Here is a 17,633-nt window from a genome sequence, read left to right on the forward strand (position 1 = left end):
AACTTTCTACTCGTCTGGCTCAGACTCCGCTTCATTTCTGGCGGACATACAGCGTATAATCCCCGGCCTTTGATTATTTTTTTACCATTTTTGGAAGCATTATGAGCGCAATATCCCTGATCCAACCGGACAGAGACCTTTTCTCCTGGCCGCAGTACTGGGCCGCCTGTTTTGGCCCCGCGCCGTTTCTGCCAATGTCGCGAGAAGAGATGGACCAACTTGGCTGGGATAGCTGCGACATTATTCTGGTTACCGGTGATGCCTATGTTGATCACCCGAGTTTCGGTATGGCCATTTGTGGCCGTATGCTGGAAGCCCAGGGTTTTCGCGTCGGGATTATCGCCCAGCCGGACTGGAACAGTAAAGACGACTTTATGCGTCTGGGTAAACCGAATCTGTTCTTCGGCGTAACCGCCGGTAACATGGACTCGATGATCAACCGCTATACTGCCGATCGTCGCCTGCGCCATGATGATGCCTATACGCCGGACAACGTCGCCGGTAAGCGCCCGGACCGCGCCACACTGGTTTATACCCAACGTTGTCGTGAAGCATGGAAAGACGTGCCGGTGATCCTTGGTGGTATTGAAGCCAGCCTGCGTCGTACCGCGCATTACGATTACTGGTCTGATACCGTGCGCCGCTCGGTGCTGGTGGATTCCAAAGCGGATATGCTGATGTTCGGCAACGGTGAACGTCCGCTGGTTGAGGTTGCGCACCGCCTGGCGATGGGTGAAACCATCGACCAAATCCGCGACGTGCGTAACACCGCGATTATGGTTAAAGAAGCGCTGCCCGGCTGGAGCGGTGTGGATTCCACGCGTCTGGATATGCCGGGGAAAATTGACCCTATCCCGCATCCGTACGGTGAAGATTTACCGTGTGCAGATAACAAGCCAGTAGCGCCTAAAAAGCAGGAAGCCAAAGCGGTGACCGTTCAGCCTGCGCGTCCGAAGCCGTGGGAAAAAACCTACGTGCTGCTGCCGTCTTATGAGAAGGTGAAAGGCGACAAAGTGTTGTACGCTCACGCCTCACGTATTCTGCACCACGAAACCAACCCTGGCTGCGCGCGCGCCCTGATGCAAAAACACGGCGACCGCTACATTTGGGTTAACCCTCCGGCGATCCCGCTGTCGACCGAAGAGATGGATAGCGTCTTCGCGCTGCCGTATAAACGTGTCCCGCACCCGGCATATGGCAACAGCCGTATTCCGGCCTACGAGATGATCCGTTTTTCCATCAACATTATGCGCGGCTGCTTTGGCGGCTGTTCTTTCTGTTCGATCACCGAGCATGAAGGGCGCATCATCCAGAGCCGTTCTGAAGATTCGATCATCAACGAGATCGAGGCGATTCGCGATACCGTACCGGGCTTCACCGGCGTGATTTCCGATCTGGGTGGCCCAACGGCCAACATGTACATGCTGCGCTGTAAGTCGCCACGTGCGGAACAGACCTGCCGTCGTCTGTCGTGCGTTTATCCGGACATCTGCCCGCATATGGACACCAACCACGAACCGACGATTAACCTCTATCGTCGCGCGCGTGATTTGAAAGGCATCAAAAAGATTTTGATTGCGTCCGGCGTGCGCTACGACATCGCCGTGGAAGATCCGCGCTACATCAAAGAGCTGGCGACCCACCACGTTGGTGGCTATCTGAAGATTGCACCGGAACATACCGAAGAAGGTCCGCTGTCGAAGATGATGAAGCCGGGCATGGGTAGCTACGACCGCTTTAAAGAGCTGTTCGACACCTACTCGAAGCAGGCCGGTAAAGAGCAGTATCTGATCCCTTACTTTATCTCTGCGCACCCGGGTACGCGTGACGAAGATATGGTGAATCTGGCGTTGTGGTTGAAGCAGCGTCGTTTCCGCCTTGATCAGGTACAGAACTTCTACCCATCACCGCTGGCGAACTCGACAACCATGTATTACACCGGGAAAAACCCGCTGGGTAAAATTGGCTATAAGAGTGAAGATGTGGTGGTGCCGAAAGGCGATAAGCAGCGTCGTTTACATAAAGCGCTGCTGCGTTACCACGATCCGGCTAACTGGCCGTTAATCCGTCAGGCGCTGGAAGATATGGGTAAAAAGCACCTGATTGGCGGTCGTCGTGAATGTCTGGTTCCGTCGCCTACGCTGGAAGAAATGCGTGAAGCGCGTCGCCAGAATCGTCATACTCGCCCGGCACTGACCAAGCACACACCTGTTGCACACCAGCGCCAGACGCCCGCCGCGAATAAAAAACGTGGCAAAGTAGCAGGGCGTTAATCCTGAAGCCCGGTAGCGCTCTGCTTATTGGGCCACTGCTTTGAAAGCCGGATGAGGTGCTTGCACCGCCATCCGGCAAATCTGTTTTAGTACAGCCCCAACACCTTCCACCACATCAGACCTACGGTAATAAAGACTGCCTGGTTAAACAGGCTGACGATAAACCCTGTTCGCCACCAGACGCCCGTCGGCACATACCCCGCACCAAACAGGATCGGACCACGCGCATGTGTGTACTGGGTGAGAGAGCAGTACAGGCTGCTGGTGAAAGCCAGCATCAACGCGGTCGGGGCTGCCGGGATATTCAGATGCAGGCCGACGCCAAGGAATACCGCGTACAATGCGGCGATCTGCGCATTTCCGCTCGCAAAAAAGTAGTGGGTGTAGAAGTAGGCGGCGTTAAGCAGCAGCAGGACGACCACCCAACTGGTGCCATGCATGGTACTGCTGAGGCTATCGCCAATCAGATTACCAAACCAGGTGGTGAAACCGAGCTTCTTCAATTGGTTTGCCATCATCAGCAGTGCGGCAAACCAAATCAGCGTGTCCCATGCACCTTTTTCGCTTTTGACGTCTTCCCAGCTCAGCACACCGCTGAGCAGTAAAATTGAGAGTCCAACGAACGACGCGGTGGTGGCATCGACGCCTAGCGTATCGCCAAAAATCCACAGCACCAGCAGGACGCCAACGGTACCCAGCATCAACCACTCACCGCGTGACATGCTGCCCATTTCCGCCAGTTCCTGACGGGCCAGGTTCGGGGCATCCGGCGTGTGTTTAATTTCCGGACGCACCAGCCAGTACACCAGCAGCGGAACCAACAGCAAAGACACCATGCAAGGCAGCAGCGCCGCCATAAACCAGCTTCCCCAGGTTAGCGTGACCCCGGCGTTGGCCGCCAGTTTTACTGCCAGTAGGTTGCCGGTATAGCCGGTCATAAACAGTGCGGCGGTGACGTCGTTGACGTTGCCAATGCAGGTAATGAGGAAGGTGCCGATTTTGCTGCGCGATTCATCTTCCGGATTGGAATGAAAACTGCGCGCCAGTGAGTCGGCAATCGGATAGATGACGCCGCCGCAGCGTGCCGTATTGCTGGGCATCGCCGGAGAGAGGATCAGATCGGCAAACGCCAGGCCGTAGGCAAGTCCGAGCGTGCGCTTGCCGAGCAGGCGGATCATCTGCAGGGCGATACGTCGACCAAGGCCGGTTTTGATAAACCCGCGGGCAATCATAAAGGCAACGACGATCAGCCAGATGAGTGAACTGTTCAGTTCGCTCAGAGCGGTGGTAATCGCACCGCTGGCGGTTTTATCCCCGGCGGCATAGGCGAGGGCAAAGACGGTTATGCCAATAATACCGACTGCGCCAATGGGCAGAACTTTTGCCACGATAGAGGCGATAGTGGCCACGAAAATAATTGCCGAATGCCAGGCGGAAGCGCTTAATCCCGTTGGTGGGGTAAGTTGCCAGAGCCTGGCTGAAATCAAAATTATTAGAATTAATGGGAGCCATTTAACTCCCTGCGATTTTTTTTCAGCCACGGTCATGCACCTATATACATTGTGAATATATTCACCGTATGAATATATTTAGTGAATAATTAGTAGGTTATGTAGCGCAATGCTGCTCCAGCGACTGAAATAAATACATCAATAAATGTAAGTGAATTGTTTCTTGATATTTCCATGCAGGAAGAGCCCGACTGGGATGCCGGGCTGGAGGGAAGGGATTAGCCGCCGAACTGATCCGGGTCCGGTCCCAGACGTTTCCCCTGGTCGAGTTTGGCCATTTCGCCTAGTTCATCTTTGTCCAGGCGGAAGTCCCAGACATCAAAGTTCTCCGCGATACGCGCAGGAGTGACTGATTTAGGGATCACCACCAGGCCGCTATCCAGATGCCAGCGAATGACAATTTGTGCCGGTGATTTACCGTATTTTTCGGCGAGATCGCGAACTATCTTTTGATCGAACACATCTTTGCCGCCTTGTGCCAGCGGGCTCCAGGATTCAGTCTGGATTTTATGCGTGGCGTTCCAGGCATGAAGCTGCCGCTGCTGTAAAAGCGGGTGCAGCTCGATTTGGTTAATCACTGGCGCAACGCCCGTTTCATCCATCAGGCGCTGGAGATGGTTGATCTGGAAGTTGCACACGCCAATGCTTTTAATGAGTCCCTGTTTTTGCAGGTCGATCATGTTTTCCCATGCTTCAACGTAATGGTCGATTGCCGGGACGGGCCAGTGCATGAGGTAAAGATCGAGGTAATCGAGCTGGAGTTTCTCCATGCTTTCGAGCAACGCTTCTCGGGGACGTTTCTGGTCGTCATTCCACAGTTTAGTGGTGATGAATAACTCCTCCCGGGGCACGCCGCAGTCGCGTAATGCTTTACCGACACCGTCTTCATTTTTATACGCGGCAGCGGTATCAATAGAGCGATAACCGACTTCCAGCGCTTTATGGATCGCGGAGATGACTTCCTCATTACTTGCCTTCCAGACCCCCAGGCCCAGTTGAGGCATGACGTTACCATCCTGTAGCTTGATAATGGTCGGACTGGTCATAATTCCCCCCTACACTGAATCCTTCAGGCTGCCTCTTTGTTGGCTGCTTGCGTTTACCCCGGTCACGTACTTATGTACGCTCCCGGGGATTCACTCAATTGCCGCCTCGATGCATCATGAATGATTGGGTGTAAATTGAGTTCACCGGAGCAGCCCCGGTGAGGTTTGTGTGACTTAAGCCTGGTATAAATACCCAAAAACGAAAGTCAGAGGTCAAAAAACCTAGCGTGCCGCTTCGTAAATGCGGCGGCTGACGTCCAGCGTAATGTCCTGATGTTCGCCCAGTTTCGTCCCACCGTGCGCTGCCAGTTTTTCCAGCAACGCCGGGATGGAACTGCCATCCAGACCGTAGTCGGACATGCGGGTTGGGACGCCCATCTGCTCGAAGAATTGACGCGTCGCGGCAATGGCGGCATCGATACGCTGGTCATCACTCCCTTCGGTGATATTCCAGACGCGCTCCGCGTATTGCAGCAGTTTGGCGCGCTTAGTGTCGCGTTTTTCATTCCACAGTGCCGGCAGAACGATGGCCAGTGTTTGTGCGTGATCGAGACCGTGCATCGCGGTCAGTTCGTGACCGAGCATATGGGTAGCCCAATCCTGCGGTACGCCTGCGCCAATCAGGCCGTTCAGCGCCTGGGTCGCTGCCCACATGACGTTGGCGCGGACATCGTAGTTTTCTGGCTCCTGCAATGCTTTCGGGCCCTCTTCTATCAATGTGAGCAAAATACCTTCGGCAAAGCGGTCCTGTATTTTGCCGTTGACCGGGTATGTTACGTATTGCTCTACGGTGTGAACAAACGCGTCCACTACGCCGTTTGCGACCTGACGCGGCGGCAGAGTGTAGGTGTAAACCGGATCCAGCACGGCAAAGACCGGCTGCACAAACGGTGTCATAAAGGCCAGCTTATCGCCGGTGGTTTTGCGGGAAATTACCGCGCCGGAGTTTGATTCAGAGCCGGTTGCCGGCAGGGTCAAAACGGAGCCCATCGGGATGGCGCTTTTTACGTCGTTGCCGTGAGTTTCCAGGATGCGCCACGGATCTACACCTTCAGCGTAATGGGCCGCTGCGGCGATGAATTTAGTGCCATCGAGAACAGAGCCGCCGCCGACGGCCAGCAGGAATGTCACCTTCTCATCACGCACGATGTTGACCGCATTCATCAGCGTTTCATAAGACGGGTTCGGCTCAATTCCGCCAAACTCCAGTACATCCAGACCTTTCAGGGCATCCTGAACCTGTGCCAGTACGCCGGTTTTTTTCACGCTGCCGCCGCCGTAGGTAATCAGCACGCGAGCATCCTGAGGGATTTGATCGCGCAGTTCAGCGATAGCGCCTTTACCGAACAAAATGCGGGTTGGGGTATGGAGGTTAAAGTTATTCATTGCTCGTTACCTTGAGTGGGTAAAAAAAGAGGGCAGGTGAGTGTCTGCCTGATGGTGAACATTGTGGTCGTCAGACGCATTCCTCTCAATGCTCATTTCTGCCAATGTCTTGCCTATTTCTACAGACTACTGGAGAAAACGGATAAAAATACGCACACTGTGGACGTTACAATTCGATGACGAAAGGGCGCTCTATGAACCGTGATGATGTCTGCCTTCTGCTGACGGAAAAAATTAAGCAGCTGAAAAATAATGAAAATAAACTCAATAAATTGCTGCCTGATGTGCGTTTACTGTATGGCATGGAGCCTGGACTTCGCACCCCTGTGATGTATGAACCTGGCATTATATTTCTCTTCTCTGGCCATAAAATTGGTTACATCAATGAGCGTGTATTTCGTTATGACGCCAACGAATACCTGCTGCTCACCGTACCTTTACCCTTTGAATGTGAAACGTATGCGACACCGGAGATTCCACTGGCCGGTCTGCGGCTGAATGTCGATATCCTGCAATTGCAGGAACTCCTGATGGACATTGGCGAAGATGAACTGTTCCAGCCTGCAATGGCGGCGAGCGGAATAAACTCGGCCACGCTTTCTGATGAGATTCTTTGCGCGGCCGAGCGTTTGCTGGATGTGATGGAGCGACCGCTGGACGCGCGAATTCTGGGAAAACAGATCATCCGTGAGATTTTGTACCATGTGCTGACCGGTCCACGCGGTGGCGCGCTGCTTGCGTTGGTCAGTCGTCAGACGCATTTCAGTTTGATCAGTCGCGTGCTGAAGCGCATCGAAAACAAGTACACCGAGAACCTCAACGTTGAGCAACTGGCGGCAGAAGCCAACATGAGCGTGTCGGCGTTTCATCATAATTTTAAATCGGTGACCAGCACTTCACCGCTGCAGTATCTGAAGAGTTATCGCCTGCATAAGGCTCGGATGATGATCATTCACGACGGCATGAAGGCCAGCGCGGCAGCAATGCGGGTTGGCTATGAGAGCGCGTCGCAGTTTAGCCGCGAGTTTAAACGGTACTTTGGCGTAACGCCGGGGGAGGATGCGGCAAGAATTCGGACGATGCAGGGAAGTTAATGATGTTCACCGTTGGCCTGATTAGCAAAGCGCCATCAGGCGAAAATGCCGGGTGATTTTACCCGGCCAACGATGACGACTCAGGCGCTACAGCATTTTTTTTTAATCACCACGAACAAGGTACCTAGCAGACCAGCAGTTAACAGTGCGATGGGCAGGATCATCAGGAAGGTCATCACCTGATCTTCATGGCGTTTAACGAATGGGATCATGCTGAGCGCATAGCCAAAGCTGGTGACCACGGTGACCCACAGCAGGCCGCTCAGCCAGTTAAAGAACTGGAACCGGCGGTTAGGCAGACCTGAAATCCCCGCCATTGTTGGCAGCAGGGTGCGAACAAATGCCAGGAAACGTCCCGCGAGCAGCGCCATCAGACCGTGTTGGTCAAACATACAGGTGGCACGCTGATGATATTTTTCAGGTAATTGCGCCAGCCAGCTTTTCACCGTTCGCGTATTGCCCAACCAGCGCCCTTGAATATAGCTCAGCCAACAGCCCAGACTGGCTGCGGCAGTCAGAATAGCAATTGTCGGGAGAAAGCTCATCACGTCCTGCGCGATCAGCGCTCCGGCCAGTAACAGCAGGCTGTCTCCGGGTAAAAAGGAAGCAGGCAGCAGACCATTTTCTAAAAACAACGTGGCAAACATGACGAAGTACACCACACTCACAACGTGCGGATCTGCCAGCGCGGCAAAATCGTGTTGCCAGAGCGCGGAGATAATATCTTGAATGACTACCATGGACTTTCCTGTGGAACAGCATTTATGAGTGGATTGTACTCCTGAATTGTCCGGGATGCCTTGATCCCGGACGCAACAATTGCAGACTTTTCCACCAGAAGTGTCTGCATATATGTCCAACTGCGGCAATGTTACTCGATTCGGGCGAATCCGGCGGCTAAATCCGCAATCAGATCGTCAACATTTTCTAAACCGATGTGTAAACGGATGAGCGTTCCGCTGAAGTCCACGTTGCCTTCAGGACGGATGGCGGCAATGTGTTCGGGTTGATTGGCCAGAATCAGTGATTCAAACCCGCCCCAGGAGTAGGCCATGCTGAACAGCGTAAAGTGATCCAAATACGCTGATAGCTCGTCATTGTTCAGCTTCTTATTCAACACAAACGAGAACAGACCGCTGCTGCCGGTAAAATCACGTTTCCAGAATTCGTGCCCTTTGCTGCCGGGAAGCGCGGGGTGGTTGACGCGGGCGACCTGCGGATGATCGGCCAGCCATTCGGCAACCTTCAGGCTGCTTTCGTGATGCTGGCGCAGACGAACGCCCAGAGTCCGCAGTCCGCGGCTGGTCATATAGGCGGTATCGGCATCCAGCATTTGCCCCATTAAATAGGCGTTTTCGCGCAGTTGGTCCCAGCAGCGGGCATTTGATACCGCCGTACCGACCATTGCATCGGAATGGCCAATCAGGTATTTGGTGCCCGCCTGAATTGAGATGTCGATTCCAAAATCCAGCGCGTTGAACAGCACCCCGGCAGCCCAGGTGTTATCGATCATAATGATGGCGTCCGGCGCTACGCTTCTGACGGCAGCGACAATCGCCGGAACATCATGCACTTCCATAGTGACGGAGCCGGGAGATTCCAGAAATACCACTTTGGTGTTCGGCTGAATGTGCTTCACAATATCGGCACCGACTAACGGATCGAACCAGCCGGTGGTTACGCCGAGCTTGCCGAGGATTTTCGTGCAAAAATCCTGGCTCGGCTCATAGGCCGTGTTGGTCATTAGCACGTGGTCGCCGTGTTCAACAAAGGCCAAAATCGTGTTGGCAACGGCTGCGGCGCCGCAGGGAAACAGGGCGCAACCCGCGCCGCCTTCCAGCTCACACATGGCTTCCTGCAGGGAGAAATGTGTCAGCGTGCCGCGGCGTCCGTAAAAAAGTGCGCCGTTAGCGCGGTTGTGGGTGGCCTGTTTTTTAGCCTCAACGGATTCGAATACCAGTGAAGAGGCGCGTTGGATCACGCTGTTGACGGAACCCTGCGTGTACTTTTTACTGCGTCCTGCCTGAACGAGTTTGGTCTCAAGATGCTTGTCTGCCATGTTGGGTTACCTGTTTTTATACGTCTGGATGTCTAAACTAGCATGGATCTTCGGCGACGCATCCTGCAGAAGGGCCATAAAGTAGAAAATAGTCCCAAAATGTGTCTGCTGACTTTTTTACTGCGTAAGCGCAAGGAAAAGAAACCAAAGGTGCGGCACTATGTAAATAGTAATGAGAACGACTATCAATTCGACGTCTTTTTGATATCATTACGCTCAGATTTTGTGATTTGCGTCCTGGAGATACAGAGTGGGTAATAATTTGATGCAGACGGACCTTTCCGTCTGGGGTATGTATCAGCACGCCGATATCGTGGTTAAGTGCGTGATGATTGGGCTAATTTTGGCGTCCGTGGTCACCTGGGCTATCTTCTTCAGTAAGAGCCTTGAGTTCTTTACGCAGAAGCGCCGTCTTAAGCGCGAACAGCAACTGCTGGCAGATGCCCGCTCTTTAGACCAGGCAAGTGAGATTGCCGCTGGATTCGATGCCAAAAGCCTGGGCGCAATGTTAATTAACGAAGCGCAGAACGAGCTGGAACTGTCAGAAGGCAGCGATGACAACGAAGGGATTAAAGAGCGTACCGGGTTCCGCCTGGAACGTCGCGTTGCAGCTGTAGGGCGTCATATGGGGCGGGGTAATGGATACCTGGCGACCATTGGGGCTATCTCTCCCTTTGTGGGTCTGTTCGGTACAGTATGGGGCATCATGAATAGCTTCATCGGTATTGCACAAACGCAAACGACGAACCTGGCCGTGGTTGCGCCGGGGATTGCAGAAGCGCTGTTAGCCACCGCGATTGGTTTGGTTGCCGCTATTCCTGCTGTTGTTATTTACAACATCTTCGCCCGTCAGATTGGCAGCTACAAAGCCATGCTGGGTGATGTTGCGGCACAGGTGCTGTTATTGCAAAGTCGCGATCTGGACCTGAGTGCAAGCGCTGCGGCGCATCCGGTACGCGCTGCGCAGAAATTACGTGTAGGATAATGTTCCATGGCAATGAGTTTTAATGAAAACCTGGACGATAACGGTGAAATGCACGACATCAACGTCACGCCGTTTATCGATGTTATGTTGGTGTTGTTGATCATTTTTATGGTGGCCGCGCCGCTGGCAACGGTGGATGTGAAGGTGAATCTACCGGCTTCGACCAGCACGCCGCAACCGCGTCCTGAAAAACCGGTTTACCTGTCAGTGAAAGCGGATAACACGATGTTTATCGGCAACGATCAGGTGACCGATGAAACCATGATTAACGCGCTAAACACGCTGACAGAAGGCAAGAAAGATACCACTATCTTCTTCCGGGCTGATAAAACCGTCGACTATGAAACCATGATGAAAGTGATGGATACGCTGCATCAGGCAGGTTTCCTGAAGATTGGTTTGGTTGGTGAAGAGACCGTGAAAGCGAAGTAATCTCTGTTGCCGGGTGAAGGGTTTCGCCTTACCCGGCCTCCTCTTTCGGCTTCCTCCATCCCCTCATTTCTTTTCGTCCAGCGCGACGGTAGTGACTCTGGTCGCGGCATAACTCCCTTCAGATAGCTTACGCGTCAGGCGCAATGTCGCCGTTTCTCGCGCGAGTAAATGCTGGTACGCGCTTTCCAGACGGGCCATGATTTTGTCCCGCAGCGCCGGCTGTTGGGCAATAATGGCTTCAATGGTGGCACCGTAGATCTCTTCTTTGGCTTGCAGAGCATAGATTTCCCGGCGGTTTTGCCACTTCATGCGTACCAGGGCTGCGGGTATTGATACTATTTCCTGAGCCACGCTCTCCAGCGTGGCATTTTTATTGGCAATTAAGATATCCAGATTCTGCTTTAAGACAAATTCGTCACTTTTATGGTTGTCTAAAGCCAAATAAACGTTGTTATCATCAACATCTTTCATTTTATTTCTCTTCCAGAGAATAAAAAATCGGATCGCTGGTTTCGCGAGTCAGTAAATTAAGCCAAATTTTATTGCCCTGCTCATTTATTAACGCAGTGTTTTTTGCCAAAATTTTACTTAATTCTTGTGCGTTAATGTCACCTTCTGCTTGCAGTGAATTAAGCAGACGGGTGAATGATTCGATTTTTGCTGCGCGAAACAGTCGCTCTTTTAAATGGCGGTCACATTCTTCAAATAACATGTTACGGGTCTGACCGGTAGCGGTGGTGCTAATTAAAATATCCGCCTCAAACTCGCTTAAGGTTGTCTTTCCCTGAGTCAAATTTTCACTATTTTCTACGGTATCAGTATTGGTTGGGGATGTAGATAAATGAAAACGAGAGGGAACAAGATGCTCGGGAAGCATGTTGAAATATCCTTTACTGCCAGTGAGGTAAGTTTTTTTAATAAGACAGGCTGCGTTGACAATAGCATGGGGTAATTTTAAAATCAAAAAAAATGGAGCCTGTATATGAACAGTATATTTTATTCTGTTATTACCCTGCTATTGCTTACCTGCGGGGTTCTTGTGCTGATGCGCGGTGCAAATAAAAATCGATCGAATGAGGAACTTACCTCTTATCCCAAACTGGAAACGCTTAGCAAAGAAGAGGGGGAAGATCATTTCTCAGCATTGATGAATTCGATTACGCCGGTATGGTATTGGCGGGTCAATCATGAATATATTGATTTTATCCACTCGACAATAAAGCGTATGACCATGGTGGAGTTAAATGAAACGCCAGGGCTATTTGATGCACAGCGGCGCTGCAGCGATCTCAATTCAGCGGTCTACAAATATTACGACAACATCAAAAAACGCTGCCTGAGCGGAGAGAAAGTCCCGCACGCCGATTTAGATGTGCTCAATTTGCGTCAATGTTTCAGGGAGTTCAGCCTGGAAGCCTATCCTGCACTCGTCGCACTGGTGTGGCCAGAGCTCCAGCGCTCGCCCATCAATGCCGAAGAGGTTTGAGGCGTATGTTGTTTCGATGTTGCACAATTGCGATATACTACTGCCCGGTTTAGTTACAAGACAGGATCATATGGAACGTTTTCTGGAAAACGCAATGTACGCGTCCCGCTGGCTGCTTGCTCCCGTGTATTTTGGCCTTTCTCTTGCTTTGGTTGCCCTGGCGCTGAAATTCTTTCAGGAGATCTTTCACGTTCTGCCCAATATCTTTTCGATGGCAGAAGCCGATCTCATTCTGGTACTACTGTCGCTGGTCGATATGACCCTGGTCGGTGGGTTGCTGGTCATGGTGATGTTCTCCGGCTACGAGAATTTTGTCTCACAACTGGATATTACTGAAGGCAAAGAGAAGCTGAGCTGGCTGGGTAAGATGGATGCCACGTCACTGAAGAATAAGGTTGCGGCGTCTATCGTGGCCATTTCTTCCATCCATTTATTGCGTATTTTTATGGATGCTAAAAATGTCCCTGATAACAAGCTGATGTGGTACGTCATTATCCACCTGACCTTTGTGCTCTCAGCCTTTGTGATGGGGTATCTGGATCGACTGACGCGCCACAATCACTAAATCAGTACGGCCGGGTCGGCAATTTTACCGCCCCCGGCATACTGTTTAGACGATTATTTATCTGATGAGGCCTGCCACAGATTGAGCTTGCCGTCGGTGACGTGCTTATCTATCTGCGCCAGTTCTTCAGCGCTGAATGCCAGGTTATTCAACGCCTGAACGTTTTCTTCTAACTGCTCGGGACGGCTGGCGCCAATTAACACTGACGTCACGCGGTTATCTTTGAGTAACCAGCTCAATGCCATTTGCGCCATCGACTGTCCACGCCGTTGCGCCATCTCGTTCAGCAACCGCAGGCTGTTAAGATTTTCTTCCGTCAGCATATTTTCCGTCAGGCCACGGGCTTTTTTCCCTTCACGCTGCATACGCGAACCTTCTGGAATACCGTTCAGGTATTTCCCCGTCAGCAACCCCTGAGCCAGCGGGGTAAAGGCGATGCAACCAATACCGTTTGTGTCCAGCGTATCCAGCAGGCCACTGCTGTCGACCCAGCGATTAAGCAGGTTGTAGGACGGTTGGTGGATCAGCAGCGGAATTTTCCATTCCCGCAGCAGGTCGGCCATTATTTGCGTGCGCTCCGGGGAATAAGATGAAATACCAACATACAACGCTTTGCCACTTTGCACGGCGTGAGCCAGCGCCGCGGCGGTCTCTTCCATTGGCGTGCTTTCGTCAACGCGGTGAGAATAGAAAATGTCGACGTAATCGAGGCCCATGCGTTTCAGACTCTGGTCGAGGCTGGCAAGCAGATACTTACGCGAGCCGCCAGAACCGTACGGTCCCGGCCACATGTCGTAGCCAGCCTTGGTAGAGATGATTAATTCGTCACGGTACTGCGCGAAATCCTCACGCAATAATCGGCCGAAGTTTTCTTCAGCGCTGCCCGGCGGCGGCCCGTAGTTATTGGCTAAATCGAAATGCGTGATGCCTAAATCAAATGCTTTACGCAGCAGGGCACGCTGTGAATCCAGTGCTTGGACGTGTCCAAAACTGTGCCATAAACCCAGCGACAGTGCAGGCAAGCGCAAACCGCTGCGACCACAGTAGCGATAGAGCATTTGCTCATAACGTTCAGGGTTGGCAAACCAGGCCATGAGATCTCCTTAGTGCAGGTTAATCGTGCAGGTGAATTTCGAAACGACGTTTCTATTCTAGCTGTTTCACGATGATTATCCCGTTCACCAGGTCACATTGAGATGAAAAACTGAGAGTTGTGTTTCGTGTTGAAAGTAACCCTCAGGCGTCGGGCCAGATAGGTACGCACTTAATTAACGTATGGATTTGATTCCCCAGGTAATAATAATTGCTGGTTTTATTAGCCTTCATATCGATATAACGGGGAGGAACAGGAAGAGTCGATGTGCTTAAAAAAGTAAAAAAATAAACAACGCATTATATCTTCTTCGTGACCTGCCGATAACAAGGATAAGTCTCGCCTGATGGCGAAAATCCTCATCTACGGCAAGGAAACTATTATGCGTTTGCTGCAAAACTTCACTATTCGTATTGTCATGCTGGCAATACTGGGACTATTTTGCCTGCTCTGGTCGGGCGTGGGGTTATTTAGCCTCCATTCGTTATCTAAAATATCAGAAGGCAATGAGATTGATCGTCATCTCGTACAGCAGATGACGGTTCTTAGTCAGGGGAACGATCAGTACTTTCGCTTTGTCACGCGGCTAAGCCGAGCTGTGGATGTCAAAATCGGCGGCGGAACGCCTGACTTTGGTCCGGCTCAGCAATCTCTGGATGGCATGCGTAAAAAACTTGAGCAGATGAAAACGCTGTCGCCGGGGCCGATGGATGCGGAAATTGCCACCGCGGTGCTGACGACGTGGCAAGCGCTGCTGGAGAAAGGTGTGATCCCGCAGATGCAACTGGCGCAGCAGGGATCGCTTACCGCATGGTCAGAGCATGCCAGCACCGTTACACCGGCGCTAAGCCGCGATTTTGGTGCCAGCGCCGAGCGGTTTAATACCGCCGCCGGTAAGCGACTGGATGCGACGCGCATTATGGTCGACGGTAAAACATCGATTATCCGCACCTTGATTATCACCGCCGTTATCCTCGGTATTGCCATTCTTATCTTTACCGACCGCTATCTTGTGGCAATGATGGTGAAGCCGCTGGCACGCATTCGCCAGCAGTTCCGCCAGATTGCCCACGGCGACCTTAGCCATCCGATTGAAGAATTTGGTCGTAATTGCGTAGGGCAACTGGTGCCTTTACTCAGTGCGATGCAGGACAGCCTGCGTGAAGCCGTCAGTACGATTCGGTCAGGCAGTGACAACATCTGGCGCGGCGCGACGGAGATTTCCAGCGGCAATAACGATCTTTCTTCGCGTACGGAAGAGCAGGCCGCAGCGCTGGAAGAGACCGCCGCCAGCATGGAGCAACTCACCGCCACGGTGAAACTGAATGCTGAGAATGCGCGCGAGGCCAGCCAGCTTGCCGATACGGCATCAGAAACGGCGGGCAAAGGCAGCACGCTGGTTTCGCAGGTAGTGGATACCATGGACGGGATTGCTGCCAGTTCTAAGCAGATCGCCGAAATTACCTCAGTTATTAACAGCATCGCATTCCAGACCAACATCCTGGCGCTCAACGCCGCCGTCGAAGCGGCCCGAGCGGGCGAACAGGGCCGTGGTTTTGCGGTGGTTGCCGGTGAGGTGCGAAATCTTGCCAGCCGCAGCGCAGGCGCGGCGAAAGAGATTGAGACGTTGATTGGCGAGTCGGCGCGCCGTGTCGATCAGGGCGCGCGTCTGGTCAAGGAGACCGGCTTGACGATGGACGCTATTCTGCGCGGAGCAACCGAAGTGACGGCAATTATGAAACAAATTGCCTCCGCCTCTGAAGAGCAGAATAAAGGCATCTCACAGGTGAGCGTCGCGATCACACAAATGGACAGCGTGACCCAACAAAACGCCGCGCTGGTGGAGCAGGTATCGGCGGCGGCAGTGGCGTTGGAGCGACAAACCGAAGACCTGCAGCGTGCCGTTCAACAGTTCCGGCTTTCCGCAAGTGACGTGCAGCATGCACCAACCAACACCGTTTTACCCACCGAAGAAAGCGCTGCGCCTAAAGCATCTAAACCGGATGAATGGGTGGCCTTTTAATCTGGCACAAAAAAGTGCGTGATACCTCTGGCCTTTGCTTAAAAAATCGCTATATAATTTATTATATAGCGATTGGAGGTAATGCATGGATAACCATTTTGGAAAAGGCCTGATGGCAGGATTAAACGCCTCAAGTGCAGATAGCGCGCGAACGGTGGCGAATTTTTGTGCTGACTATAAGCGTGGCTTTGTGCTGGGCTTTTCACATCGGATGTTTGAACGAACGGGCGATCGGCAACTGAGTGCGTGGGAGGCGGGGATCCTCACGCGCCGCTACGGGCTGGATAAAGAAATGGTGATGGATTTCTTCAAGGAGAACCAGTCCAGTACAACAATTCGCTTTTTCATGGCCGGTTATCGGCTCGAAGCTTGATCCGAAAGGGGTATTATCTTGCTTTAATTAATTACACTATTGACCTACACCTTCGTTTTGTTGCCCTGCCGAAGTATTATAACGCACATAACCATATAAAAAGTGTGGTAATGGCGCGCCGATCGCAATAAGCAACATGCGAATGGTGCAAAATAAAAGCCAGGTCTTCGCAACGGAATAACAATAAAATGACTGGAGATAACTCTCTCATCAATTCGAACGGCATCAATCGCCGTGATTTCATGAAGCTTTGTGCAGCATTGGCCGCTACCATGGGGCTCAGTAGCAAAGCCGCCGCAGAAATGGCGGAATCAGTATCCCGCCCTCAGCGCCCGCCGGTTATCTGGATAGGTGCTCAGGAGTGTACGGGCTGTACTGAATCGCTACTTCGTGCGACACACCCTACCGTGGAAAACCTCGTCCTGGAGACGATCTCTCTGGAATACCATGAGGTGCTTTCCGCCGCCTTCGGCCACCAGGTCGAAGAGAACAAACATAACGCTCTGGAGAAGTACAAAGGGCAGTATGTTCTGGTCGTAGATGGTTCTATCCCACTGAAAGATAACGGTGTTTACTGCATGGTTGCCGGTGAGCCTATTGTGGATCATATCCGCAAGGCGGCCGAAGGCGCTGCGGCGATCATTGCTATCGGCTCATGTGCCGCATGGGGTGGTGTTGCTGCCGCTGGCGTTAACCCAACGGGGGCAGTTGGCTTGCAGGAAGTCCTGCCAGGCAAAACCATCATCAATATTCCAGGCTGTCCGCCGAACCCACATAACTTCCTCGCAACGGTCGCACACATCATCACCTACGGTAAGCCACCGAAGCTGGATGCGAAAAACCGTCCAACGTTTGCCTACGGTCGCCTGATCCACGAACACTGCGAGCGTCGTCCGCACTTTGATGCGGGTCGTTTTGCTAAAGAGTTCGGCGATGAAGGCCATCGTGAAGGCTGGTGCCTCTACCATCTGGGCTGTAAAGGGCCAGAAACCTACGGCAACTGCTCAACGTTACAGTTCTGTGATGTTGGCGGCGTGTGGCCAGTGGCGATCGGTCACCCTTGCTACGGCTGTAACGAAGAAGGCGTCGGTTTCCATAAAGGCATTCACCAACTCGCTTCTGTGGAAAACCAAACTCCGCGTTCAGAGAAGCCGGATGTCAACCTGAAAGAAGGTGGCAACATTTCTGCTGGGGCTATTGGGCTGCTGGGTGGCGTAGTAGGACTGGTGGCCGGCGTCAGCGTGATGGCGGTACGTGAACTGGGACGTCAGCAAAAGAAAGATAACGCTGACTCACGGGGAGAATAA

Annotated in this window: 17 protein-coding genes; 9 read left to right on the plus strand and 8 right to left on the minus strand. The window is 52.4% G+C overall.

Going from position 1 to position 17,633, the window contains the following annotated elements:
- Positions 1 to 101: 101 nt before the first annotated feature.
- The gene (locus IB214_RS03410) at positions 102 to 2,273 is read left to right on the plus strand and encodes a YgiQ family radical SAM protein (RefSeq protein WP_096755663.1); all 2,172 of its coding nucleotides are present in this window, start codon (positions 102 to 104) and stop codon (positions 2,271 to 2,273) included.
- 86 nt (positions 2,274 to 2,359) lie between these two features.
- Here the strand turns inward: IB214_RS03410 and IB214_RS03415 are convergent, their stop codons facing one another.
- The 3 genes from IB214_RS03415 to yqhD form a co-directional block, all read right to left on the minus strand.
- A complete protein-coding gene (locus IB214_RS03415) occupies positions 2,360 to 3,820 on the minus strand; it encodes a DASS family sodium-coupled anion symporter (protein WP_161959019.1) in 1,461 nt (486 codons plus the stop codon).
- A 182-nt stretch (positions 3,821 to 4,002) separates the two neighbouring features.
- Positions 4,003 to 4,830, minus strand: a complete 828-nt coding sequence (gene dkgA, locus IB214_RS03420; RefSeq protein ID WP_096755664.1) for a 2,5-didehydrogluconate reductase DkgA — start codon at positions 4,828 to 4,830, stop codon at positions 4,003 to 4,005.
- A gap of 222 nt (positions 4,831 to 5,052) precedes the next feature.
- Positions 5,053 to 6,216: an alcohol dehydrogenase gene (gene yqhD / locus IB214_RS03425; RefSeq protein ID WP_115257484.1), complete on the minus strand. Its 1,164-nt coding sequence runs from the start codon at positions 6,214 to 6,216 to the stop codon at positions 5,053 to 5,055.
- 194 nt (positions 6,217 to 6,410) lie between these two features.
- Here yqhD and IB214_RS03430 point away from each other — a divergent pair, with 194 nt between their 5' ends.
- Entirely contained in the window at positions 6,411 to 7,310 is a 900-nt protein-coding gene (locus IB214_RS03430) for an AraC family transcriptional regulator (protein ID WP_135953045.1), read from the plus strand.
- 80 nt (positions 7,311 to 7,390) lie between these two features.
- Here the strand turns inward: IB214_RS03430 and yghB are convergent, their stop codons facing one another.
- A complete protein-coding gene (yghB, locus tag IB214_RS03435; RefSeq protein ID WP_115257486.1) occupies positions 7,391 to 8,050 on the minus strand; it encodes a DedA family general envelope maintenance protein YghB in 660 nt (219 codons plus the stop codon).
- Positions 8,051 to 8,181: 131 nt separating this feature from the next.
- Positions 8,182 to 9,369 carry a cystathionine beta-lyase gene (metC, locus tag IB214_RS03440; protein WP_096755668.1) on the minus strand — a complete coding sequence of 396 codons (1,188 nt, stop codon included), beginning with the start codon at positions 9,367 to 9,369 and terminating at the stop codon, positions 8,182 to 8,184.
- A gap of 250 nt (positions 9,370 to 9,619) precedes the next feature.
- On the opposite strand from metC, the gene exbB reads away from it, so the two are divergent.
- Both exbB and exbD read left to right on the plus strand, forming a co-directional pair.
- Entirely contained in the window at positions 9,620 to 10,354 is a 735-nt protein-coding gene (gene exbB / locus IB214_RS03445) for a tol-pal system-associated acyl-CoA thioesterase (RefSeq protein ID WP_096755669.1), read from the plus strand.
- Between the two features lie 6 nt (positions 10,355 to 10,360).
- Positions 10,361 to 10,786: a TonB system transport protein ExbD gene (gene exbD, locus IB214_RS03450; RefSeq protein WP_096755670.1), complete on the plus strand. Its 426-nt coding sequence runs from the start codon at positions 10,361 to 10,363 to the stop codon at positions 10,784 to 10,786.
- Positions 10,787 to 10,849: 63 nt separating this feature from the next.
- On the opposite strand, the gene IB214_RS03455 is transcribed toward exbD, so the two are convergent.
- Both IB214_RS03455 and IB214_RS03460 read right to left on the minus strand, forming a co-directional pair.
- A complete protein-coding gene (locus IB214_RS03455; RefSeq protein ID WP_117342673.1) occupies positions 10,850 to 11,257 on the minus strand; it encodes a cytoplasmic protein in 408 nt (135 codons plus the stop codon).
- Between the two features lies 1 nt (position 11,258).
- Positions 11,259 to 11,663 carry a hypothetical protein gene (locus IB214_RS03460; RefSeq protein ID WP_117342672.1) on the minus strand — a complete coding sequence of 135 codons (405 nt, stop codon included), beginning with the start codon at positions 11,661 to 11,663 and terminating at the stop codon, positions 11,259 to 11,261.
- A gap of 105 nt (positions 11,664 to 11,768) precedes the next feature.
- On the opposite strand from IB214_RS03460, the gene IB214_RS03465 reads away from it, so the two are divergent.
- Together IB214_RS03465 and IB214_RS03470 are read left to right on the plus strand one after the other, a co-directional pair.
- A complete protein-coding gene (locus IB214_RS03465) occupies positions 11,769 to 12,272 on the plus strand; it encodes an RNA helicase (RefSeq protein ID WP_117342671.1) in 504 nt (167 codons plus the stop codon).
- A gap of 70 nt (positions 12,273 to 12,342) precedes the next feature.
- A complete protein-coding gene (locus tag IB214_RS03470; RefSeq protein ID WP_115257490.1) occupies positions 12,343 to 12,837 on the plus strand; it encodes a TIGR00645 family protein in 495 nt (164 codons plus the stop codon).
- Positions 12,838 to 12,890: 53 nt separating this feature from the next.
- Here the strand turns inward: IB214_RS03470 and IB214_RS03475 are convergent, their stop codons facing one another.
- On the minus strand, positions 12,891 to 13,931 hold the full coding sequence (locus IB214_RS03475) for an aldo/keto reductase (RefSeq protein WP_117342670.1): 1,041 nt from the start codon (positions 13,929 to 13,931) through the stop codon (positions 12,891 to 12,893).
- 381 nt (positions 13,932 to 14,312) lie between these two features.
- Between IB214_RS03475 and IB214_RS03480 the strand changes: the two genes are divergently transcribed.
- The 3 genes from IB214_RS03480 to hybO all read left to right on the plus strand — a co-directional run bounded on the left by IB214_RS03480 (position 14,313) and on the right by hybO (position 17,633).
- Entirely contained in the window at positions 14,313 to 15,953 is a 1,641-nt protein-coding gene (locus IB214_RS03480) for a methyl-accepting chemotaxis protein (RefSeq protein ID WP_117342764.1), read from the plus strand.
- Between the two features lie 85 nt (positions 15,954 to 16,038).
- Complete coding sequence (locus tag IB214_RS03485; RefSeq protein WP_096755675.1) at positions 16,039 to 16,326, plus strand: DUF2623 family protein; 288 nt, start codon at positions 16,039 to 16,041, stop codon at positions 16,324 to 16,326.
- 188 nt (positions 16,327 to 16,514) lie between these two features.
- Positions 16,515 to 17,633 (plus strand): hydrogenase 2 small subunit, encoded by a 1,119-nt coding sequence (hybO, locus tag IB214_RS03490; RefSeq protein WP_096755676.1) that lies wholly within the window; start codon positions 16,515 to 16,517, stop codon positions 17,631 to 17,633.

Origin of the sequence: Citrobacter sp. C1 (assembly GCF_014596895.2) — a bacterium.
GTDB classification, from domain to species: Bacteria; Pseudomonadota; Gammaproteobacteria; order Enterobacterales; family Enterobacteriaceae; genus Citrobacter; species Citrobacter gillenii.